At 71.6% G+C, this 22,533-nt stretch carries 10 protein-coding genes; 2 read left to right on the top strand and 8 right to left on the bottom strand.

Annotated features, from left to right (window positions below):
* Nucleotides 1–6: 6 nt before the first annotated feature.
* The 6 genes from AB8M46_RS30940 to AB8M46_RS30915 form a co-directional block, all read right to left on the bottom strand.
* Nucleotides 7–11,502 (bottom strand): SDR family NAD(P)-dependent oxidoreductase, encoded by an 11,496-nt coding sequence (locus tag AB8M46_RS30940; RefSeq protein ID WP_394362714.1) that lies wholly within the window; start codon nucleotides 11,500–11,502, stop codon nucleotides 7–9.
* A gap of 237 nt (nucleotides 11,503–11,739) precedes the next feature.
* Nucleotides 11,740–13,275 (bottom strand): long-chain fatty acid--CoA ligase, encoded by a 1,536-nt coding sequence (locus AB8M46_RS30935; RefSeq protein ID WP_394362500.1) that lies wholly within the window; start codon nucleotides 13,273–13,275, stop codon nucleotides 11,740–11,742.
* A gap of 12 nt (nucleotides 13,276–13,287) precedes the next feature.
* Entirely contained in the window at nucleotides 13,288–14,496 is a 1,209-nt protein-coding gene (hemA, locus tag AB8M46_RS30930) for a 5-aminolevulinate synthase (RefSeq protein ID WP_378426122.1), read from the bottom strand.
* Nucleotides 14,493–16,058: an AMP-binding protein gene (locus tag AB8M46_RS30925; protein WP_125735135.1), complete on the bottom strand. Its 1,566-nt coding sequence runs from the start codon at nucleotides 16,056–16,058 to the stop codon at nucleotides 14,493–14,495. Before AB8M46_RS30925 ends, hemA begins: the two co-directional genes overlap by 4 nt.
* Before the next feature lie 4 nt (nucleotides 16,059–16,062).
* Complete coding sequence (locus AB8M46_RS30920) at nucleotides 16,063–17,286, bottom strand: glycosyltransferase (protein WP_394362499.1); 1,224 nt, start codon at nucleotides 17,284–17,286, stop codon at nucleotides 16,063–16,065.
* A gap of 35 nt (nucleotides 17,287–17,321) precedes the next feature.
* Nucleotides 17,322–18,662, bottom strand: coding sequence for a UDP-glucose dehydrogenase family protein (locus tag AB8M46_RS30915; RefSeq protein ID WP_394362498.1), 1,341 nt, complete (start codon nucleotides 18,660–18,662; stop codon nucleotides 17,322–17,324).
* A 304-nt stretch (nucleotides 18,663–18,966) separates the two neighbouring features.
* On the opposite strand from AB8M46_RS30915, the gene AB8M46_RS30910 reads away from it, so the two are divergent.
* Nucleotides 18,967–19,455, top strand: coding sequence for a DUF1453 family protein (locus AB8M46_RS30910; protein WP_037345115.1), 489 nt, complete (start codon nucleotides 18,967–18,969; stop codon nucleotides 19,453–19,455).
* A gap of 299 nt (nucleotides 19,456–19,754) precedes the next feature.
* Here the strand turns inward: AB8M46_RS30910 and AB8M46_RS30905 are convergent, their stop codons facing one another.
* A complete protein-coding gene (locus tag AB8M46_RS30905; RefSeq protein WP_394362497.1) occupies nucleotides 19,755–20,510 on the bottom strand; it encodes a thioesterase II family protein in 756 nt (251 codons plus the stop codon).
* Between the two features lie 200 nt (nucleotides 20,511–20,710).
* On the opposite strand from AB8M46_RS30905, the gene AB8M46_RS30900 reads away from it, so the two are divergent.
* Entirely contained in the window at nucleotides 20,711–21,850 is a 1,140-nt protein-coding gene (locus AB8M46_RS30900) for a sensor histidine kinase (RefSeq protein WP_052121008.1), read from the top strand.
* On the opposite strand, the gene AB8M46_RS30895 is transcribed toward AB8M46_RS30900, so the two are convergent.
* Complete coding sequence (locus tag AB8M46_RS30895) at nucleotides 21,847–22,515, bottom strand: response regulator transcription factor (RefSeq protein WP_037345111.1); 669 nt, start codon at nucleotides 22,513–22,515, stop codon at nucleotides 21,847–21,849. The genes AB8M46_RS30900 and AB8M46_RS30895 overlap by 4 nt on opposite strands.
* Nucleotides 22,516–22,533 lie beyond the last annotated feature (18 nt).

The following is a 22,533-nucleotide window of genomic DNA, read 5'->3' as shown; positions in this document are numbered from 1 at the left end:
TTCACGTCAGGCGGGGTCGGAAGCGTCGAAAGCGAGTGCGATCAGACGGTCGGCGTCCATCTCGTCGATGTCCGCGCCGTCGGGCGACTCGGTGGGGCGGTAGCCGGGGTCGGCCAGCCGGGTCAGCAGGTCCAGCACGCCGGCTTCGCGGAGCCGGTCGGCGGGCACCGAAGCGAGGACCGCGCCGATACGGGCGACCTCGTCGTCAACGGCTTCTTCGGCGGGTGCCAGCCGGTCGCCGAGGGTTTCGGCGAGCGCGGTGGGCGTCGGATGGTCGAACACGACCGTGGCGGGCAGCCGCAGACCGGTCGCCGCGTTGAGCCGGTTGCGGAGTTCGACCGCGCTGAGCGAGTCGAACCCGAGCTCCCGGAAGGCCTGCCGGACCCCGACCTGCTCCGGTGAGCCGAAGCCGAGCACCGCGGCGACGTTCGCGCGGATCAGGTCCAGCAGGGCCCGGCCGCGGGCGGCCGGGGCGAGCCCGGCCAGCCGGTCGGCGAGTCCCTCGGTCTGTGTGCCGGTGGCCGCGGCGGCCCGGCGCACCGGAGCCTTCACCAGCCCCCGCAGCAGCGAGTGCACTTCCTCGCCCCGCAGGGCGGCGAGGTCGATGTGCATCGGCAGCGGCGCCGGTTCGTACCCGGCACGGGCGGCGTCCAGCAACAGTAATCCGTCCTCAGTGGACAGAGGGCTCATCCCGGACCGCTTGAGCCGGGCGAGATCCGCTTCACCGAGGTGGCCGGTCATCCCGCTCAGCTGGGCCCAGAAACCCCACGCGAGCGAGACCGCGGGCAATCCCTGCGCCCGACGGTGCCGGGCGAGCGAGTCGAGGAAACTGTTGGCGGCGGCGTAATTGCCCTGCCCGGCGTCCCCGAACGCGCCGGCGGCCGAGGAGAACAGGACGAACTCGGCGAGATCCGCGTCGCGGGTCAGTTCGTGCAGGTTGACCGCGGCGTCGACCTTCGGCCGCAGCACCTTCGCCAGCCGCTCGGGGGTCAGCGTGGCGACGAGGCCGTCGTCCAGGACGCCGGCCGCGTGCACCACCCCGGTCAGCGGATGCTCCGGCGGGACGGTGGCGAGCAACGCGGCCAGCGCCGTCCGGTCCGCCGCGTCGCAGGCGGCGATGGTCACCGAAGCCCCGGCGGCGGTCAGTTCCGCTTCGAGTTCCGTCATCCCGGCCGCGGCGCGGCCCCGGCGGCCGACCAGCAGCAGGTGCCGGATTCCGCGCGCGGTGACCAGATGCCGGGCGACCAGTGCGCCGAGTGTCCCGGTGGCGCCGGTGATCAGCACCGTCCCGTTCTCGTCCATTGTGGACGGGATAATGAGCACGTTCTTGCCGATGTGCTTGGCCTGGCTCATGAACCGGAAGACCTCGGGCGCGCGGCGCGCGTCCCACACCGTCGGCCGGGGCACGGTGAGCGACCCGGCGCCGAACAGCTCCAGCAGCTCGGCCAGGATCTCGCCGATCCTCGGCCGTCCGGCGTCGAGCAGGTCGAACGCGCGGTAGGTGACACCGGGATGCGCGGCCGCGACCTCGTCCGCGTCACGGATGTCGGTCTTGCCCATCTCGACGAACCGCCCGCCCTCGCCCAGCAGCCGCAGCGACGCGTCGACGAACTCCTTGGCGAGCGAGTCCAGGACGACGTCCATCCGGCCGAACCGGTCCTCGAAGTCCAGCGTGCGGGAGGAGGCGATGTGCTCGTCGTCGAACCCGAGGCTCCGCAGCACTTCCCACTTGCCGGGGCTCGCCGTGGCGAACACCTCGGCGCCGAGGTGGCGGGCCAGCTGGATCGCGGCCATGCCGACACCGCCGGTCGCGCCGTGGATCAGCACCTTCTCCGCCGGCCGGAGCCCGCCGAGGTCGACCAGCCCGTAGTAGGCGGTGAGGAAGACGACCGGCAGAGCCGCCGCTTCGGCGAACGTCCAGTCCACGGGCATCTCCGTGACCGTCCGCCGGTCGGCGATCGCGACCGGACCGAACGCGCCGTCGAACAGGCCGAAGACCCGGTCGCCGGGCTTCAGGCCGGTGACGCCGGAACCGATTTCGGTGACGATGCCCGCGCCCTCGCTGCCCATCACCGCGTTGTCCTCGGGATACATGTCGAGCGTGATGAGCACGTCGCGGAAGTTGATCCCGGCGGCCCGGACCTGGATCCGGACCTCGCCGTCGGCGAGCGGCCGGGCGGCCGCGGGCGCCGGAACGAGCGCGAGTTCTTCCAGCGTGCCGCGACGGGGCGCGTCCAGCACCCAAGGCCCCTCGGGCGGGGTCAGCGTGCCGTCGGTGGAGACCTTGGCGAGCCTCGGCACGAGCAGTTCCCCGTCGCGCCACGCGAGCTGCGCCTCACCGGTGGCCAGCACCTCGGCGGGCAACGCCGGCGGGAGGTCGGCATCGGTGTCGAGGAGAACGATCCGGTCGGGATTCTCGGCCTGCGCGGACCGGACCAGGCCCCAAGCCGCCGCGGCCCCGAGGTCGCGGACGTCCTCGTCGGCGACCGCGCCGCGGGTGTGCAACACCAGCCGCGCGTCGGCGAACCGCTCGTCGTCCAGCCAGGTCCGGACCAGGTCCAGCACCCGGGCGGTCGTGCGATGGACGCTCTCGGTGAGGTCGCCGTCCTCGGCGCCCACCGGCACCAGCACCACGTCGGGCACCTCGGTGAGGGCGGCCAGATCGCCGTCGGGCAGGACCGTGACGGTCGGTGTCCCGATGGCTTCCGGTGTGGTCACCGGCGTCCAGCCGACGCGGAACAGCGAGTCCGGGCGGCGCGAGCCGGCCAGGGCGGCGGGCCGCGTGACCAGGCCTTCGACGGTCGCGACCGGCGCGCCCGCCGGGTCGGCCGCCGTCACCGCGACGGTGTCCGCCCCCACGGCGAGCCGGACCCGCAGCGCCGTGGCGCCGACGGCGTGCACGGTCACCCCGGTCCAGGCGAACGGCAGTTCCGCGCCGTCGCCGGACCGGACGGTGCCGAGGGCGTGGAGCGCGGCGTCGAGCAACGCCGGGTGCAGACCGAACCGGTCCGCGCCCTCGGCGTCGGGCAGGACGACCTCGGCGAAGACGTCGGAACCCAGGGTCCAGGCCGCTCGCAGCCCCTGGAACGCGGGACCGTAGCCGTACCCCTGGTCCTCGGCGTCGGCGTAGAAGCCGTCGAGGTCGACGCTCGTCGCGCCGGCGGGCGGCCATTCGGTCAGGCCCTCTCCCGGGTTCTCATCCGAAGTCAGGAAGCCGGACGCGTGGCGCACCCAGGTGTCGTCACCGGATTCGGCCTGGGAGTGCACGGTGACCTCGCGGCGTCCGTCCACTTCGGACCCCAGGACGACCTGGACGCGGACGCCGCCCTGCTCGGGAAGTGGCAACGGGGCTTCGAGGGTCAGCTCGTCGATCCGGCCGCAGCCCGCGTGGGTTCCGGCCTGCAGCGCGAGTTCCACGAACGCGGTACCCGGCAGCAGCACGGTGCCCTGCACCGCGTGGTCGGCCAGCCACGGCTGCGCGGCCGTCGAGATCCGGCCGGCGAGCAGGAGCCCGCCGGAACCCGGCAGCGCGGTCGCGGCGGTGAGCAGCGGATGCCCGGTGGCGCCGAGACCGAATCCGGCGGCGTCGCCCGGTTCCCCGGCGTCGGTGAGCCAGAACTCCTGATGCTGGAAGGCATAGGGCGGCAGATCCACCCAGCCCGCCTCGGGCAGCAGCGCGGCCCAGTCGGGGCTCAGGCCGTGGGCGTGCGCCTCCGCCAGGGAGGTGACGAACCGGGTCGGCCCGCCTTCGTCGCGGCGCAGGCTCGCGAGCGCGACGGCGGGCACGGCGGCCTCTTCGACGAGTTCGGTCAGCCCGGCGACCAGCACCGGATGCGGGCTCGTCTCGACGAAGAACCGGAACCCGTCCGCGATCAGCCGCCGCACCGCCTGGTCGAACCGGACGGTGGCCCGGAGATTGCGGAACCAGTAGGCGGCGTCGAGGGTGGCCGTGTCGATCGGCTCTCCGGTGACGGTCGAATACATCGGAAGTTCGGCTTCGCGCGGTGTGATTCCGCTCAGCGCCGTCACGACCTCGTGTTCGATCGCGTCGACGTGAGCCGAGTGCGACGCGTAGTCCACCGGGACCCGCTTCGCCCGCACGTCGAGCAGTTCACACCGCTTGAGCAGTGCCTCCAGCCCGGCGACGTCACCGGACACGACGACGGAAGCCGGGCCGTTCACCACGGCCACGGAAACACCGTCGGGCAGCAGTTCCCGGACGCGGTCCTCCGATGCCGCGACCGACACCATCCCGCCCAGTCCGGACAGCGCCAGGATCGCCTTGCTGCGCAGGCAAACCACGCGGGCGGCGTCTTCCAGCGACAGCGCGCCCGCGACACACGCGGCCGCGATCTCGCCCTGCGAGTGCCCGACCACGGCGGCGGGTTCGATCCCGCACGCCCGCCAGAGCCGGGCCAGCGACACCATCACCGCGAACAGCACCGGCTGGACGACGTCCACCCGTTCCAGCGCCGCCGCGTCGGACAGGACGTGCGTCAGCTTCCAGTCCACATGGGACAGCAGAGCGGTCTCGCAGTCGGCCATCGCTTCGGTGAAGACGGCCGACGAGCCGAGCAGGTCCACCGCCATCCCGGTCCACTGCGAACCCTGGCCGGGGAAGACGAAGACGGCCTTGCCGTTCTCGGCGACGCCACCGACCACGTGGGGCGCGGGGGCGGCGTCGGCCAGTGCGCGCAGCCCGGCGGTCAGCCCGGCGCGGTCACCGGCCACCACCACGGCACGGTGGTCCAGCGCGGACCTGGTCACCGCGAGCGCGCGGGCCACGGCGGGCAGGGAGACGTCGTCGGTCAGGTGCCCGGCGAGCCGGCCCGCCTGCGCGGCCAAGGCGGCGGACGTCTTTCCGGACAGGACGAACGGCAGCACGTCACCACCGAGCGGCGAGGTGTCCGAAGTGGACTTTTCGATCGGCTCCGCCTGCTCCAGGACGACGTGCGCGTTGGTCCCGCTGATCCCGAACGACGAGACCGCGGCGCGCCGGGGCCCGCCGGTTTCCGGCCAGGCGACGGGCTCGGCCAGCAGGGACACGTTCCCGGCCGTCCAGTCGACCTTGGTCGACGGTGTGCCGAGGTTGAGCGTGCGGGGCAGCACACCGTGGTGCATCGCCTGCACCATCTTGATGATCCCGCCGACGCCGGCGGCGGCCTGGGTGTGGCCGAGGTTCGACTTCAGCGACCCGAGCCACAGCGGCCGATCCCGGTCCTGGCCGTAGGTGGCGAGCACCGCCTGCGCCTCGATCGGATCGCCCAGCGGCGTCCCGGTGCCGTGCGCCTCCACGGCGTCCACTTCGGACGGTTCGAGGCCGGCGTCCGCCAGCGCCCGGCGGATCACCCGCTGCTGCGACGGACCGCTCGGGGCGGTGAGCCCGTTGGACGCGCCGTCCTGGTTGACCGCGCTCCCCCGCATGATCGCGAGGACGCGATGACCGTTGCGGCGGGCGTCGGAAAGGCGCTCCACCAGGAGCATCCCGACGCCTTCGCTCCACACCGTGCCGTCGGCGTCGTCCGAAAAGGACTTGCAGCGGCCGTCGGGCGCGAGGCCGCGCTGACGACTGAAGTCCACGAAGACCTCGGGCGTGGCCATCACGGTCACCCCGCCAGCCAGCGCCATCGAGCATTCACCGCGCCGCAACGCCTGCGCGGCCAGGTGCAGCGCCACCAGCGACGACGAACAGGCCGTGTCGATCGTGACCGCCGGGCCTTCCAGCCCGAAGGTGTAGGCGACCCGGCCGGAGTGGATGCTGGCCGAGGTCCCGTTGCCGAGGTAGCCCTCGACGTCGTCGGGCACGCGGTTCAGCCCCCTCGCGTAGTCGTGGTACATCACCCCGGCGAACACACCGGTCCCGCTGCCGCGCAAGGACTTCGGGTCGATCCCGGCCCGTTCGACGGCTTCGTGGGAGATCTCCAGCAGCAGCCGCTGCTGCGGGTCCATCGCCAGCGCCTCGCGCGGTGAGATCCCGAAGAAGCCCGGATCGAACTGCCCGGCGTCGTGCAGGAAACCGCCCTCGCGCACGTAGGTGGTGCCGCGGTGGTCGGCGTCGGGGTGGTAGACGCCGTCGGTGTCCCAGCCGCGGTTCTCGGGGAACCGGGTGATGCCGTCGTTCCCGTCGGCGACCAGGCGCCACAGGTCGTCGGGTGTGCTCACCCCGCCCGGATAGCGGCAGGCCATGCCGATGATGGCGATCGGCTCGTCGGCTTCGGCCGGAGCGGGCACGTCGTCCCGGACCGGACCGGATCCGGCGGCGAGGAACGTCGCGACCGCACGCGGGTTCGGGTGATCGAACACCAGGGTCGGCGCGATCTTCAGCCCGGTGGCCGCGATGAGCCGGTTGCGCAGTTCCACGGCGGCGAGCGAATCGAAACCGACCTCGGTGAACGCGCGGTCCGGGTCGATCGCGTGGGCGTCCGGGTGCCCCAGGACGGCCGCGACCGTCGTGCGGACGAGGTCGAGCAGGGCGACCCCGTCCAGGCCGCCGCGCGGCGCGGCCGACGGCGCCGGGCGGGTAACCCGAACGAGTCCGCCGAGGACGGCCGGAAGTCCTTCGGCGGTGGCGCGGGCGCGCAAGGCGGCGCGGTCCATCCGCATCGGCAACAGCACCGGCCGGTCCGCCGCCAGCGCCGCGTCGAACAACGCGAGACCGTCCACTTCGGACAGGGCGAGCTGACCGGAGCGGGCGATTCGGCGCAATCCCGCCTCGTCGAGCCGTCCGCCCATCCCGGCGGCCCACAGACCCCAGCCCAGTGCGATGCCAGGACGGCCTTCCGCACGACGGCGAAGTGCGAGCGCTTCGAGGAAGGCGTTGGCCGCCGCGTAGTTGGCCTGTCCGGCGCCGTCGAAGGTGGCCGCGGACGACGAGAACAGCACGAACGCCGACAGGTCGAGGTCGCGGGTGAGTTCGTCCAGGACGAGCGCGCCGGTGACCTTCGGCCTCAGGACGGCCGCCAGCCGCTGGTGGTCGAGCGTCGTGATGGTCGCGTCGTCGAGCACACCGGCGGCGTGAACGACCGCCGACACCGGATGCTCGGCGAGCAGTGCCGCGACGGCCTCGCGGTCGGCGATGTCGCAGGCGGCGACGGTGACGTCGGCACCCAGCGCGGTGAGGTCGTCGACGAGCGGGCCCGCGGTACCGCGACGGCTCACGAGAAGCAGGCTGCGCACCTCGTGCCGCTCGACCAGATGCCGGGCCAGCAGCCCGGCGAGGCCGCCGGTCCCGCCGGTGATCAGCACCGTGCCGCCGGTGGTGAACGAGGCCGGGGCCGGGCTCGGAACGCGCGTCAGCCTGGGGACCAGCACCGCGCCGTCGCGGACGGCGAACTCGGGTTCCCCGGAAGCCAGTCCGGCGGCGAGTCCGTCTTCTCCCGCGACGTCGGCCAGTACCAGCCGGTCCGGGTGCTCGGCCTGCGCGGAACGCACGAGCCCCCATACGGCGGCCGCGGCGGGATCGGGGTTTTCGGTGGCGACGGCGCCGTCGGTGAGCAGCGCCAGGCGGGCGGGGGCGAACCGGTCCTCGGCGAGCCATGCCTGCACGAGGTCCAGCACGCTTTCGAGAACGGTGCAACGGACGGCGACAACCGGTGGCACGTCGTCGACGGCGGTGAGGTCCGGGTAGAGCCGGTACTCAGCGGCGCCCGGCGTTCCGGGAAGCGGGAGCCAGTCGACGCCGTAAAGCGCGCCGTCCTGCGCGCGGGGCGCGGTGGAAAGAGGTCGCAGTGCCAGGGATTCCACCGACGCGACGGGTTCGCCCGCGCCGTCGGCGACCTTCAGGGACACCGAGTACGTCCCGGCTTCGGCACCCGCGACGTGGTTCTCGAGCTTGACGCGCAGAACGTCGGCGCCGCGTGCGTGCAGGGTCACGCCGGACCACGCGAACGGCAGCGCCGCGGGACCACCTCCCCCGGAACCGAGTTCGAGCACGTGCAGGGCCGCGTCCAGCAACGCCGGATGCACACCGAACCCGCCCTGGGTCTCCGGGACGGCGGCGACCTCGGCGTAGAGGTCGTCACCGGACCGCCATGCGGCGCGCAGGCAGCGGAACGCCGGCCCGTAGTCGAGGCCGGAATCGGCGAGCCGGTCGTAAAGATCGGAAAGGTCGAGGGGCTCACCGGCGGGCGGCCACGCTCCGAAATCGGGAGCGGGTGCCGCCGCGCCGAGGGTGCCCGAAGCGCACCGCGTCCACTCTTCGTCCTCCGTGTCGCGGAAGAAGATCAGAAGCCTGCCGTCCCGGACCGACACCTGAACCTGAACGCCCGCTTCGGAAAGCACCATCGGCACTTCGAGGGTCAGTTCGTCGACGCCGCCGGAGCCCGCGAGCTCCGCGGCCCGCAACGCCAGTTCGAGCAGCGCGGTACCCGGCAGCACCACGTCACCGCCGACGACGTGGTCGGCGAGCCAAGGCTGGGTGAGCGGGGACAACCTGCCGGAGAGCAGCAGGGCACCGTCTTCGGCCGTGGTGACCGACGCCCGCAGGAGCGGATGCCCGGTGTCGCCCAGACCGTAGGCGCCGGGATCCCCGGCGGTGTCCTGGTCGATCAGCCAGTACCGCTGCCGTTCGAAGGCATAAGTCGGCAAATCGGCCTTCGGGTGCTCGCCGAACACCTGGGGCCAGTCGGGTTCGGCGCCACGGACCCACAGCTCGGCCAGCGACGCGGCGAGCGCCTCCGCCTCCGACCGCGACCCGCGCAGGCTCGGCACCAGCGCCGGTCCCTCACCGTCGAGGACCTCGGCGGCCATCGGGGTCAGCACCGCGTCCGGGCCGAGCTCCAGGAGCACGTCGACGCCGAGCTCGTCCAGACGCCGCACGCCATCGGCGAACCGCACCGGGCGGCGCACGTGCTCCACCCAGTACTCCGGTGCCGTCGCCTCGGCGATCAGTTCACCGGACACAGTGGACACCAGCGGGACCGCCGGTTTCCGGAAGGTGAGAATCTCGGCGAACCGGCGGAATTCGTCGAGCATCCCGTCCATGTGGTGCGAGTGGAAGGCGTGGCTCACCTTGAGCCGTTTGGTCTTGCGCCCGGCGAACGCGGCGGCGAGTTCCTCGACCGCGGCCTCGTCGCCGGAGACGACCACCGACCGCGGGCCGTTGACGGCCGCGATCGCGAGACGGTCGCCCAGCAGCGGCAGGATCTCGTCCTCTGTCGCCTGCACGGCGAGCATCGCGCCACCCTCGCGTGTGTCCTGCATCAGGCGTCCCCGCGCGGCGACGAGCGCGGCGGCGTCGGACAGCGAGAGCATGCCCGAGACGTGCGCGGCGGCCAGCTCGCCGATCGAGTGACCGGCGACGTAATCGGGGCGCAGGCCCCAGTGCTCGTACAGCCGGAACAGCGCGACCTCGACGGCGAACAGCGCGCACTGCGCGTATTCGGTGCGGTGCAGCAGCCCGGCTTCCTCAGTGCCCTCGTCGGCGAACACGATCTCGGCCAGCGGCCGGTCCAGTTGCAGGTCGAGATGCCCGCAGGCGTCGTCGAAGGCGGCGGCGAACACCGGGAACCGGCGGTGCAGTTCGCGACCCATGCCCGCGCGCTGGCTGCCCTGGCCGCTGAAGACGATCCCGACCCGCGCCGTCCCGGCCGCGGTCCCGCGGACCAGGCTCGGCAGAGCGTCACCGGCCGCCAGCGCGTCCAGTCCGGCCAGCAGCCCCGCGCGGTCGGCAGCGGTCACCACGGCCCGCCGCTCCAGGGCGGACCGGGTGGTGGCGAGCGCGGAGGCGACGGCCGGGAGGTCGTCGCCGGGCAGGTCTTCACGCAGCCGGGCGGCCTGACGGCGCAAGGCGTTCTCGTCGCGGCCGCTGACGGGGAACAGCCAGGCGGGCCAGGCTTCCGGCGCCGGCTCGGTCTCTTCCTCGGCGGGGGCCTGTTCGAGGACGGCGTGCGCGTTGGTCCCGCTCATCCCGAACGACGACACCGCCGCGCGGCGGGGTGCCCCGGTCTCCGGCCAGGCGGCCGTCTCGCCGAGCAGCTCGACGGCGCCGGACGACCAGGCGACCTTCGGTGTGGGCTCGTCGGCGTGCAGGGTCTTGGGCAGCACCCCGTGCCGCATCGCCTGCACCATCTTGATCACCCCGGCCACCCCGGCGGCCGACTGGGTGTGCCCGATGTTCGACTTGACCGAACCGAGCAGCAGCGGGCGCTCGCGGTCGCGGCCGTAGGTCGCCAGGAGTGCCTGCGCCTCGATCGGGTCGCCGAGGACGGTACCGGTGCCGTGTGCTTCGACGGCGTCCACTTCGGACGGTGCGAGCCCGGCGTTCGCCAGCGCGCGCCGGATCACCCGCTGCTGTGCGGCACCGTTGGGCGCGGTGAGGCCGTTGCTGGCGCCGTCGGAGTTGATCGCGGTGCCGCGGACGACGGCGAGTACTCGGTGCCCGTTGCGCCGGGCGTCGGAAAGCCGTTCCAGCACCAGCATGCCGACACCTTCGGACCAGCCGGTGCCGTCCGCCGCGGCGGAGAACGGCTTGCAGCGTCCGTCCGGCGCGAGCCCGCGCTGACGGCTGAAGGCGAGGAAACCACCGGGGCTCGACATCACCGCGACGCCACCGGCCACCGCGATCGGGCACTCCCCCAGCCGCAGTGCCTGCCCGGCCAGGTGCAGGGCGACCAGCGACGACGAGCACGCGGTGTCCACGGTGACCGTCGGACCCTCGAACCCGAAGGCGTACGAGACGCGGCCGGACGCGACACTCGCCGCGTTACCGGTCAGCAGATAGCCTTCGAGGCCCTCTTCCGCGCCACCGAGACGCGGTCCGTATTCCTGGGTCTCGGCGCCGACGAACACGCCGGTCGCGCTCCCCCGCAAGGTGGCGGGATCGATGCCCGCCCGCTCGAAGGCCTCCCACGACGTCTCCAGCAGGAGCCGCTGCTGCGGATCCATCGCCAGCGCCTCACGCGGCGAGATCCCGAAGAACCCCGCGTCGAACTCCCCTGCGCCGTCGAGGAAACCGCCTCGCCGGGTGTAGGTCTTGCCCGGCACCCCGGGGTCGGGGTCGTACAGCGACTCCACGTCCCAGCCGCGGTCGGCCGGGAAGTCCGACGTCGCGTCCCCACCCTCGGTGACCAGCCGCCAGAGGTCTTCCGGCGAACCGATCCCGCCGGGGTAACGGCAGGCCATGCCGACGATCGCGATCGGTTCGTCGTCGGCGATCGCCTGGTAGTCCTCGACCTCGGCCACGGCCTCCCCGGCGAGCAGGTCACGCAGGTGACCGGCGAGCGCCGACGGCGTCGGGTGGTCGAAGACGAGCGTCACCGGCAGTTCCAGCGCGGTGGCCGCCGAGATCCGCCGATGCAGTTCCACGGCCGCGAGGGAATCGAACCCGAGTTCGGCGAAGGGCGTGCCGGGAGCCGCGGCCCCCGCGCCCGGTTTCGCCTCCAGCACCGCTTCGGTCTCGGCGACGACCAGCGCGGCGAGCGCCCGCCGCCGCTCCCCGTCCGGGGTTTCGTCGAAAGCGGCCAGCACCGTGGCCCAGTCCGGCCGAACACGTCGAGTTCGCAGAATCAGTTCGTCTCGCATGGTCCGCATTTCGGGTTCGAGGATGGGATTCCGAAGCTAGTGCGGGAACGGACCCCTTTCGCACCCCTACGTGCCCCTGTTCACCGTCGCGCGCGGGGTGCGGGCAGGGGTCTGCGCGGCGGTTCCGAAGACGGCGAGTGGGTCGTGAGTGGCGTTTCGGGTTCTAACCCGAAACGCCACTCACGACCGGGGCACTGTCGCGCGCGGGTCGGACAGGGGTCAGTGACCGAGCCGGTCCGCCAGCTCCCGCTTGAGGATCTTGCCGCTGGGCCCGAGCGGCATCGCGTCCAGGAACTCCACCCGGCGCGGATACTTGTAGGCCGCGACGCGCTTCTTGCTCCACGCCACGAGTTCCGCCGCCAGCTCCGGCCCGGGTTCCCGATCGGAAGCGGCCACCACGACGGCGCAGATCTCCTCGCCGTACCGGTCGTCCGGCACGCCGACGACGGCGACCTGGGCGATCGCGGGATGCCTGGCCAGCACTTCCTCGATCTCACGGGGGTACACGTTGTAGCCGCCACGAAGGATCATGTCCTTCTTGCGATCCACAATGGACAGATAACCGTCGTCGTCGAGGAAGCCGAGGTCGCCGCTGCGGAACCAGCCGTCCACGATCGCGGCGGCCGTCGCCTCGGGGCGATTCAGGTAGCCCGCCATCACGTTGTGCCCCCGGACGACGATTTCGCCGACCTCGCCCGGCGGCACGAGGTCGATCCGGTCTTCGGTCTCGGCACGCGCGATGGCGACGTCCACGCCCCAGATCGGTTTGCCGACGGTGCCCGCGCGGGTCGGCCACGCGCGCTGGTTGTAGGCCACCACGGGCGAGGTCTCGGTGAGGCCGTACCCCTCGTAGATCGGGCAGTCGAACACGGCCTCGAACCGCTCCAAGAGCGCCACGGGCAACGACGAACCGCCGGAGAAGGCCCGGTCGAGTTTAGGCCGCCGAGGTTCGTCCTCGGCGGCCTCCAGCAACGCGACGTACATCGTCGGCACGCCCATGAACAGCGAGCAGTTCTGCTCCACCATCAGGTCCAGCGCGGCACGCGCGTCGAACCGCGACATCAGCACCATCGTCGCGCCGGCGCGGAAACAGGTCGCCATCCCGCAGATCTGGCCGAAGGTGTGGAACAGCGGCAGGCAGCCGAGCAGCACGTCGTCGGCGTGGAAGTCGAACGGCGACAGCATCGTGGTGGCCACGTTCAGCACGATGCTCAGATGGGTCAGCATCGCGCCCTTGGGTTTGCCGGTCGTCCCCGAGGTGTAGAGGATCAGCGCGAGGTCCGAGGGTTCGCGCGGTTCGTACCGCTCGATCTCGGCCGCGGCCCCGGCGAGGACGTCGAGGCGGACGCGGCCGGTGTCGACGTCCTCCAGCATCGTCAGGACTTCGACACCGGCCGCGTCGGCGGCCTCGCCGCCCTGCTCCAGCAGGGCGGCTCCGCAGATCAGCACCCGGGCGTCGCAGTCGCCGAGGATGTAGTGGATCTCCTCCGCGACGAGCAACGTGTGCACCGGCACGACGACCGCGCCGAGCGCCAGCGCACCGAAGTAGACCATCGGGAACTCCGGCGTGTTCGGCAGGAGCAGCACGACCCGGTCGCCGGCGGCGACCCCCTGGTCCCGGAGCGCGGAGGCGTACCTCTTCGCCCCGGCCCAGAGTTCCCGGTAGGAGAACGGTTCCCCGTCGAACACGAGCGCGGGGTGATCCGGCCGCCTGCCCGCCGAATCGGCGAGGACGGCCGCGAGGGACAAGGACACCGGACTCCCCTCTCAGCCGCGGGGCAGACCGAGATCCAGCCAGATCTGGTCCAGCGCCTCGACCATCTTCTGCACGTCGCTGCCGGTGTGCACCGCCGACGGCGCCGTGCGCAGGATCTCCTGTCCGAACGGGACACTCGGCGCGTTGATCGACTGGATGTAGATCCCGTGCCGCTGCAACAGCAGTTCGTGCACCTTCTTGCAGAGCGCGTCGTCGCCGACCAGGATCGACACGATGTGCGACTCGTCCGAGAGGAACGGGATGCCGCGTTCGGCGAGCAGTTTGTGCAGCAGCTGCGCGTTGTCGGCGAGGATCTCGCGCTCCCGCTCCGACGAACGCAGGTGCCGGACGGCGGCGAGCGCCCCGGCGGCCACGGCGGGCGGCAGCGCGGTGGTGAAGATGAACGAACGCGAGTGCGTGCGCACGGCGTCGATCAGCGCGGCGGGCCCGGCGATGTACCCACCGGTGGTGCCGAAACCCTTGGCCAGCGTGCCCATCACGACGGTGAACTCGTCGGCGATCCCCTCGCGCGCGGCGATCCCGGCGCCTTCGGGGCCGTACATCCCGACGGCGTGCACTTCGTCCACATAGGTCATGGCGTCGTACTGCTTCGCCAGCGCGGCGAATTCCGCCAGCGGGGCGACGTCGCCGTTCATCGAGTAGACCGATTCGAACACGATCATCTTCGGCCGGTCGGCCGGAGCGGCGGCGAGCAGCTCGGCCAGATGCGCGACGTCGTTGTGACGGAAGATCTTCTTCTCCGCGCCGCTGTGCCGCAGCCCGTCGATGATGGAGGCGTGGTTCTTCTCGTCGGAGAACACGATGCAGTCCTCGGGGCGGCCCGCCAGCACGGTCAGCGAACCGTCGTTGGCGGTGTAGCCGGAGGTGAACAGCAGCGCGTCCTCTTTGCCGTGCAGTTCGGCCAGTTCGCGTTCCAGCGCCACGTGGTAGTGGTTGGTGCCCGCGATGTTGCGCGAACCACCCGCCCCGGCGCCGAACCGCTCGACGGCCTCCTTCATCGCGGAGAGCACGTCCGGGTGCTGGCCCATGCCGAGGTAGTCGTTGCTGCACCAGACGTTGATCTCGGCGACCGCTTCGGCCTCCTCGTACCGGCTGGCGGTCGGGAACCGGCCCGCCTGCCGCCCGATCTCCAGGAAGTCGCGTTTCTGCAGCACTTCGCCCTGCAGGGTGCGCTGGAAGGACTCCAGATAGGTGGTCATGACGTCAACTCGCTCTCTGGCTTGGCGTGGCTGGACTTGGTGGCGGGTTTCGCCTCCTCGCGGAGGCGGAGCTTGTCCGGCTTCCCCGCGTCGGTCAGCGGAAGCTCGGCGCGGAGCCGGATCTCCGCCGGCACGTGGCTCGGTGACAGCGCCCGCGCGACATGCGCGGCCAGGTCGGCGGGATCCACGTCCCTGCCCCGGCGCGGCACCGCGATCGCGTGCATGTACTCGACGTTGTCCTCGTCGGCAACCCCGAACACCGCGGCCTGCGCGACGTCCGGATGGGCCAGCAGCGCGTTCTCGACCTCGGCCGGGTACACCTTGATGCCGTTGGTCTTGATCATGTCGGCGAGCCGGTCGACCAGGTACAGGTAGCCGTTCTCGTCGAGGTAGCCGACGTCGCCGGTGTGCAGCCAGCCGTCGATGAGGACGCGCGAGGTCAGATCGGGCCGCTTCCAGTAGCCGTCCATCATCATCGGCGACCGGACGCAGATCTCCCCGGTCTTCCCGGCGGGCAGCTCGTGCCGCACGTGCGGGTCGCGGATGCCGACCTGGACGAACGGGACCGCCTTGCCGACCGTGGTGAGCAGTTCCGGTTTCAGGTGCTCTTCCGGCGAAAGCGCGGCGATCACCCAGCTTTCGGTGGTGCCGTAGATCTGGATCAGCTTCGCGCCGAACACCTCCGCGGCCCGGGAGAGCCTCACCGGGGAGGCCGGACTCCCGCCGTAGTAGAGCTCGCGCAGGCTGGAATGGTCGGTGGTGCCCAGTGCCGGATGGTCGAGCAGGTCGTAGAGCTGCGGGGTGGCCAGGTAGACCCGGTTGACCCGATGGCGTTCCACGGCTTCGAGCACGGCGCCGGCGTCGAATCCCTCGTGCAGGACGATCATCCCACCGGAGGCGACCGCGTCGTCCACTGTGGACGAAACGGAATGACTGAGCGGCGTGGTGACCAGCATCGTGCAGCGTTCGGTCATGTGCCGCGCCTTGGTGACCACCGCGCCCAGCCCGCCGAACCCGCGGCCGATGCCCTTGGGCCTGCCGGTGGTTCCGCTGGTGTAGGTCAGCACCGCGGTGCCCTCGGCTCGCGGCTCGACCTCGCTCGCGGTCCCGGTGATGTCGGCGACGTCGTCACCGAAGTCCCCGAAAGCCGCCAGCGCCGCCGGTTCCGCCATGGCGTCGCGGATCTTCCTGGCCCGGTCGAGGTTCGCCGCGTCGGTGAGCAGGACGGTGGTGCCGGTGTCGTCGACGATCTCGACCTGGGTGGCGACCGGGAGTTCGTCCAGCGGATCGGCGGCGTTGATCCCGCGCAGGTGCACCACGGTCGCGCCGATCAGGTTGGCGGCGTACCGGCCGATGAGCGTCGCCGGGCTGTTCCCCACGGTCAGCAGGGCCACCACCCCGCCCTCGCCGGTCCCGCGGTCGCGCAGCGCGGCGGCGGCACCGGTGATGGCCGCCGCGAGTTCCGCCGAGGTCAGCGCTTCGTCGCCGTGGCGCAACGCGATCTCGTCCGGCCGCGTGGAAAGCACGTCCAGCAGCTGGCTGACGTAGTGGTCGATCTGCACCGCGCTACTCCGTTCCCGCGGCCCGGCCGGCGAGCTCTTCGAGGTGGGCCACGGCGGATTCCACGCCCGGCATGGTCAGGCTCCGCCGCTGGGCCCGCGCGACGGTGGCCGCGATCCGGGTGTCGGCCAGCACCGCGCGGCAGGTCTCGGCGACCGCTTCCGGTGTGGTGGCGGGGATCTGCTTGCCGAACCCGAGCTCCTCGATACGGCGCGCGTTGTGCGGCTGGTCGCCGAACTGCGGCAGCGTGGCCATCGGCACTCCGGCGCGCAGCGCCTCCCGGATGCTGTTGTACCCGGCGTGCGTCAGGAACAGCTGCGCGCATTCGAGCAGCAGCGGCTGCGGCATCCGTTCGACGACGAGCACGTTGTCACCGACCTCGACGTCGCCGATCGGGAACCCGGCCGTCGCCACCACCGCCGAACAGTCCACACTGGACAGTCCTTCGATCAGGGCGCGCACCGTGACGTCGGGGTCTTCCATCTCCTCCGGCGGGTCGATGCCGAACGCGTTGAACGCGCCGAGCATGGGCAGCGCGGTGCCGACCGAGGCGAGCACCAGCGGCCGGTCCGCGGGCAGCGCGGCGATCTCCGGCGGCAGGACCTCGCCGGTGGCCACCTCCGACGGCTGGCGATAGGTGAACGGCGTCGGCAGATCGAAGGCGGCGAACGAGGTGTCGGCGGGCAGGCAGTCGAAACGGCCGTAGCGGTGCACCATCCCGGCGTCGGGTTCGGCGGCGAGCCCCAGCTCTTGGCGGCGCTCGTTCAGCGGCTCCACCAGACCCGCCGGGTCGATCAGGTTGCCCGCACCCGACGGCGCGCTGATGTACGGGACGCCGAGCTGCTCGGCGACCAGCGCGCCGGACAGCTCCGCGCCGTCACGCACCACGATGTCGGGCTGGAACTCCTTGGCCAGGGGGTAGAGCTTCTGGTAGGCGGTGGTGACGTGCGGGCCGCTCGCGGTGGCGATCAGCTGGTCGCGTGTGTCCAGTACCCGGCGCGGGGTCCCGGCCGCTTCGGCCTCCTGACGTTCCTGCACCATCCGGCCGATGGCCTCGACCATGCCCGGAAGCACCGGTTCGATCCGCATGAGCCCGGGCTCGAAGACGTCGGCCAGTTCCGGCGGGGTCACGACGAGGACGTCGTGGCCCGCCTTCGCCGCCGCCCTGGCCAAGGGCAGCACCGCCCGTGCGTGGCCCTGCGAGCCGGTCACGGTGCACAAAACCCGCATGGGGTCCACCTTTCGTTTCTGTCCTTTGAGGACGGTCAGGGAACGGGATCGAAGGACGGCGTGCGCACCGGGTCGACCGGGGGCCTGCCGAAGCCGCGCCAGGCGATGCCGGCCCGGCTGAGCGCGTCGGGGTCGAGGTGGTTGCGGGTGTCGATGACGACCGGTCCTTCGAGCAGGCCGGCGATCCGCGGCCAGTCCAGGGCACGGAACTGCGGCCAATCGGTCAGCAGGACCAGCGCATGCGCGTCCTTCGCGATGTAGTAGGGGTCGTCGACGACCCGGACGCCGGGGATCGGCGGTTCGCCGCCGGTGAGGCCGGGGTCGTACCCGGTCAGTTCCGCGCCGCGCTCGGCCAGCAGCCGGGCGACGCTCAGCGCCGGGGAATCCCGGAGATCGTTGGTACCCGCCTTGAAGGTCAGCCCCAGCAGGCCGATCCGCAGGCCGGTGAGATCCGCGTCCGCGGCCAGTCCGCAGGCCACGGCGATCCGTTCGACCACCCGGGACGCCTGCTTCGCGTTCCCGGAGATGACCTCGTCGAGCAGGCCGAACTCGAAACCCGCGACCTCGGCGACCTGTTTGAGCGCCATGGTGTCCTTGGGCAGGCAGGAACCACCCCAGCCCGGCCCCGGCGAGAGGAACGTCGGGCCGATCCGGCGGTCGTAACCCATGCCTTCGGTGACGTCGCCGATGTCGGCGTCGAGCCGCTCGCACAGTTCGGCGATGGCGTTCACATAGGACAGTTTCGTGGCGAGGAAACAGTTGGCGGCGTACTTGACCATCTCCGCGCTCGCCGCGTCGGTCAGCACCGTCGGGGCGCCGAGCCGGGCGTAGAGCGCCGCGACGCGTTCCGCCGGGCCGCGGGTGTCGGAACCGACGACGATCCGGTCCGGGTTGAGGAAGTCGTGGACGGCGGTGCCCTCGCGGAGGAACTCCGGATTGCTCACCACCGCGACGTCGTCCCGGCCGAGCAACGCGGCGACCCTGGCCGCGGTCCCGACCGGCACGGTCGACTTGTTCACCAGCACGCAACCCGGCGAAAGCACGTCGCGGACCTTGGTCGCGACGTCGATGACGGCCGACAGATCGGCCATCCCGCCCTCGCCCATCGGGGTGGGTACACAAAGGAACACGGCTTCCGCGGTCTCGACGGCCTCCGCGGCCGATTCGACGAAACCGAGCCGTCCGGCGGCGATTCCCTCGGCGACCAGACCGGGCAGCCCCTTTTCCAGGATGTCGACCTCGCCGCGCTGGAGCCGGGCCAATTTGCCGCGATCGGAATCGGTGCACCGGACCCGGTGTCCGAGCGAGGCGAGACACGCCGCGGTGGTCAGCCCGACGTATCCGGCGCCGACGACGGCCACTTGGTAGGAATGCAACGTGAGACACCTTTCAGTCGGCGAAATCCGGCTCCGAATTCCGGGAAAGGGGATTCGGAAGCGAGAGCCGATCGGGCCGGGAATTGGCGGTCCGGCCGATGAACCCGACAGTAGGATCGGCCTCGAAGCGCCAACAACCCCTAGCGACCGGTGCCCACCCCTAATCGCCGGATCCCCGGTTCGGGTGGATCGGGGAATTCCACCCGGACGTCAACCCGTGGTTGGTCGCCGCGCCGGGTGCCTGCTCCTACGCTCGTGATCGATACCGAACGAACAGGTCGCCCACAGCCGAGGAGAGTGCGCAGTGGACACCAGCACGCTGATCAACATCGCGGTCGCCATCGCCGTCGTCGTCTACGTGATCTACCAGCGCATGAGCTGGAAGCCGCTGGAGAACGTGGAAATCTGGGGCGGGCCGCTCACCCTGGTCGCCATCGGGGTCATCCAGATGCGGCATCTGGACACCACCATCAGCGTGACCGACATCGTCTTCCTCGGGGTGGGCCTGCTGGTCTCGCTCCTCGGCGGCGCCGCGATGGGCGCGATGACGCAGCTGCAGCGGCGTGGTGACAAGGTCTACCAGCGGATCGGCGCGCTCGGCCTCGCCGTCTGGGTGGGCCTGCTGCTCGTCCGCGGCGTGCTCGGCGTGATCGGGCATTTCGCCGGCGCGACGCTGACCTCCGGCGGCGGCACCATCCTGCTCTCGCTGGGCGCGAACCTGATGGCGATGACGCTCGTGCTGTCCGCCCGCCTCGGCGGCGCCAAGATCCCGGGCGGCAGCCCGCAACGCTGACCCCGGACGTCACGCTTGGTACAGCGGGTCGTGAGTGGCGGCTTAGAACCGAAGTTCCGTGAAGGCCTCCTTGAGGGACCCTGGGTCCCTCAAGGAGGCCTTCACGGACTGGGCACCCAGGGCGCGGCGTGAGCGGAGACGTGACTCGCGTGATCAGGGACGTGACTCACGTGATTGGAGGCCGCACTCGGGTGTTCCGCCTCTGATCACGTGAGTTCCGCCTTCGATCACGTGAGTTCCGCCTTCGATCACGTGAGTGCGGCCGATCGGTACAGCGGGTGCCGGACGACGATGCCGCTTCACCGCCGCAGGACCGCGGCGGTCACCACCTCGGCGAACTCCTCGGGCCGCGCCTCCGGGAAACCGTGCCCGCCAGGGAAGACCTGGAGGTCGAACGGGCCGGTGGTGTACTCGTGCCAGGCGCGCGCCTCGTCGAGGGACACCGTCGGATCGCTGTCGCCGACGAGCACCGTGACCGGACAGCGCAGCGCGGGCGCGGGCTCCGGCCGGTAGGCGGCCAGCGCCCGGAAATCGGCCCGGATGGCCGGGAAAGTGGCCTTGAGCAGCTCCGCGTCCCGCGCACCAGGCGAGCCGGCGTCGCGAAGCGAGTACAGCTCGGCCACGAGGTCCTGATCCGGCAGCAGGTGGAGCCCGAGCGAGCCGGACCGGGACGGGGCCGGGCAACCGGACACGATCAGCGCGACCGGGCTCCCGGTCAGCACCTGCTCCAGCCGCCTGGCCACCTCGAAACCGACGACCGCGCCCATTCCGTGCCCGTACACCGCGAACGGCGCGCCTTCCCAGAGCGCGAGTGCCCCGGTGACCCGGTCGGCCAATTCCCCGATGTCTTCGGCGCACGGTTCCGCGACCCGATCCTGACGTCCCGGATATTGCACCGCGTGCACCTCGATCCCCGGCGCGAGCGCGGCGGAAAGCGGGAAGAACGCATTCGCGGCCGCACCGGCGTCGGGCAGGCAGATCAGACGCGGTACCGACGGTCCTCCGGGCCGGAAAACACGGACCCAGTCCCCGGCATCGCCGCTTGGAGCGGTCATCGCAGGATTCCTCCGAAAGGGATGGGAATTGTTCGGCGGAGGGTCGGAGAGACCGCTTTCTTTCGCCTCGGCGAACACTAGCCGGACGCTTCCTGCGGAAACAACCGCGAGAGAGCGACCTCCTACCAACGGTGACGGTATTTCCACCCTCGGAATGATCGCCCGCGAGCGGAAAGTCGTGGTGGCCCTACGATCGTCGTATGACCGAAGCAGTGTCCGAAGAGGTCGAGGAACGTCGCTGGCGATGGGCCGCGCCCGCGGCCGGGACGGCGCTGCTGGCCGTCACCCAGATGACCGCGACCGTCCCGGCGGGCGCCGGCTGGCTGTGGGTGCTCTACGCCGTGTCGTCGGCGAGCTGGCTGCTGTGGATCGGGATCAGCGAGCGCTTCCCCCGCGCCGCCCTGCTCCCGCTGGCCGCGGCGAGCGCGGTCCCGGCCTTCGGCACCGGCGCCGCCACCGACGGCACCGCCGTGATCATGACCTGCATCACCCTCGCCGCGTTCGCCTCACGGCTGGAGCCGGACACCGTCGCGATCATCGCGCTGATGGTCTTCGACGCCGCCGCCATCGTGGCCTCCAGCCTGCTCGGCCACCGCCCTTCGGAGGCGTGGCTGGGCGCGCTGGGCGCGGTCGTCATCGTGGTACTCATCGGATTCACCCGCCGCGGGCATCTGACCAGGGTCGCGCAGGCGGAACGGTTGCTGCACCAGGAACGGCTGGCGCACACCCGGGGCGTCCGGGCCGCGACGCTCGACGAGCGCACCCGTATCGCCCGCGAGATCCACGACGTCGTCGCCCATTCCCTCGGCGCACTGCGGGTCCAGCTGGAGGTGATGCACACCCTGCTGGTGGAGGAGGACGACACCGAAGGCGCCCTGCGTTCGCTCGCGCTTTCGCGAAGTCTCGCCGACCAAGGGCTCAGCGACGTCCGGGACGCCGTGGCGGCGCTGCGCGAGGACGTCCGCGCCCTGCCGGACGCGCTGAACGAACTGGTGCGGACCTTCGGCCGGGAACACGACACCCCGGCGGAGTTCACCATGCTGGGCGAGCACCGCGATCTGCCGTCGGCGCAGACGATCGCGCTGCTGCGGATCTGCCGGGAGGCGCTGACGAACGCCGCCAAGCACGCCGCGGGCGAGGCGGTGAGCGTCGAACTGGAGTACCCGCCGGACGAGGTCCGGCTGCACGTCCGCAACCCCCTCGCCGCCGCACCGGACCCCGGGCACACGCCGGGCTACGGCCTGACCGGGATGCGCGAACGGATCGAACTCGTCGACGGAACCCTGGTCACCGGTCCGGACGGCCGGTTCTGGGACGTCACCGCCCGCGTGCCGGGCTAGTCCCGCACGTAACCGGCTTGGTAGGCATAACGGACGGCCTGAGCGCGATCCCGGCTCCCCGTCTTGGCGAAGATCCGGTTGATATGGCTCTTGACCGTCGTCTCGCTGACGAACAGTTCCGCGGCGATCTCCTTGTTGCTGCGCCCCGCCGCGATCAGCGTCAGGACATGGGCTTCCCGCTTGGTGAGCTTCGCGTCGTCCTCGGGCTGCGGCGCCGAAGCGGGCGCGGGAGACAGGGCGGCGCCGAGCACTCGCCGCTGCACCCGCGGGTCGAGCAGGGCCTGCCCCGCCGCGGCCGCGTGCACCGCGCGCCCGATTTCGTGCTTGTTCGCCGATTTCGTCAGGTATCCCAACGCTCCGGCCTCCAAGGCGCGCAGCACCCAGTCGTCGTCGGCGTAGGTGGTGAGCACGACGACCTCGATCTCCGGATGCTGCTCCTTGATCCGCCGGGTCGCCTCGACGCCGTCACACCGGGGCATGGAGAGGTCCATCAGCACGACGTCCGGGCGTAGTTCCCCGGCCAGCCGCACGGCGACCTCGCCGTCGGGCGCCTGGCCGACCACGGTGATCCCCGCGACCGTCCCCACCAGCAGGGCCAGCCCTTCCCGTACCGCCGCCTGGTCTTCGGCGATCACGATCCGGACCGGGGGCACTTCTTCGACCATGTCTGCATCATCTCCTGC

This window comes from Amycolatopsis sp. SB7-3 (assembly GCF_041021335.1).
GTDB classification, from domain to species: domain Bacteria; phylum Actinomycetota; class Actinomycetes; order Mycobacteriales; family Pseudonocardiaceae; genus Amycolatopsis; species Amycolatopsis japonica.
The sequence above is the reverse complement of the archived record's forward strand: the minus strand, read 5'-3'. Positions and strand labels throughout refer to the sequence as shown.

What these genes read in the sequence shown, in the direction of transcription:
- AB8M46_RS30900 (WP_052121008.1), top strand. Translation starts at nt 20,711, where the DNA reads ATGACCGAAGCAGTGTCCGAAGAGGTCGAGGAACGTCGCTGGCGATGG.
- hemA (WP_378426122.1), bottom strand. Translation starts at nt 14,496, where the DNA reads ATGACCACCTATCTGGAGTCCTTCCAGCGCACCCTGCAGGGCGAAGTG.
- AB8M46_RS30895 (WP_037345111.1), bottom strand. Translation starts at nt 22,515, where the DNA reads ATGGTCGAAGAAGTGCCCCCGGTCCGGATCGTGATCGCCGAAGACCAG.
- AB8M46_RS30920 (WP_394362499.1), bottom strand. Translation starts at nt 17,286, where the DNA reads ATGCGGGTTTTGTGCACCGTGACCGGCTCGCAGGGCCACGCACGGGCG.
- AB8M46_RS30905 (WP_394362497.1), bottom strand. Translation starts at nt 20,510, where the DNA reads ATGACCGCTCCAAGCGGCGATGCCGGGGACTGGGTCCGTGTTTTCCGG.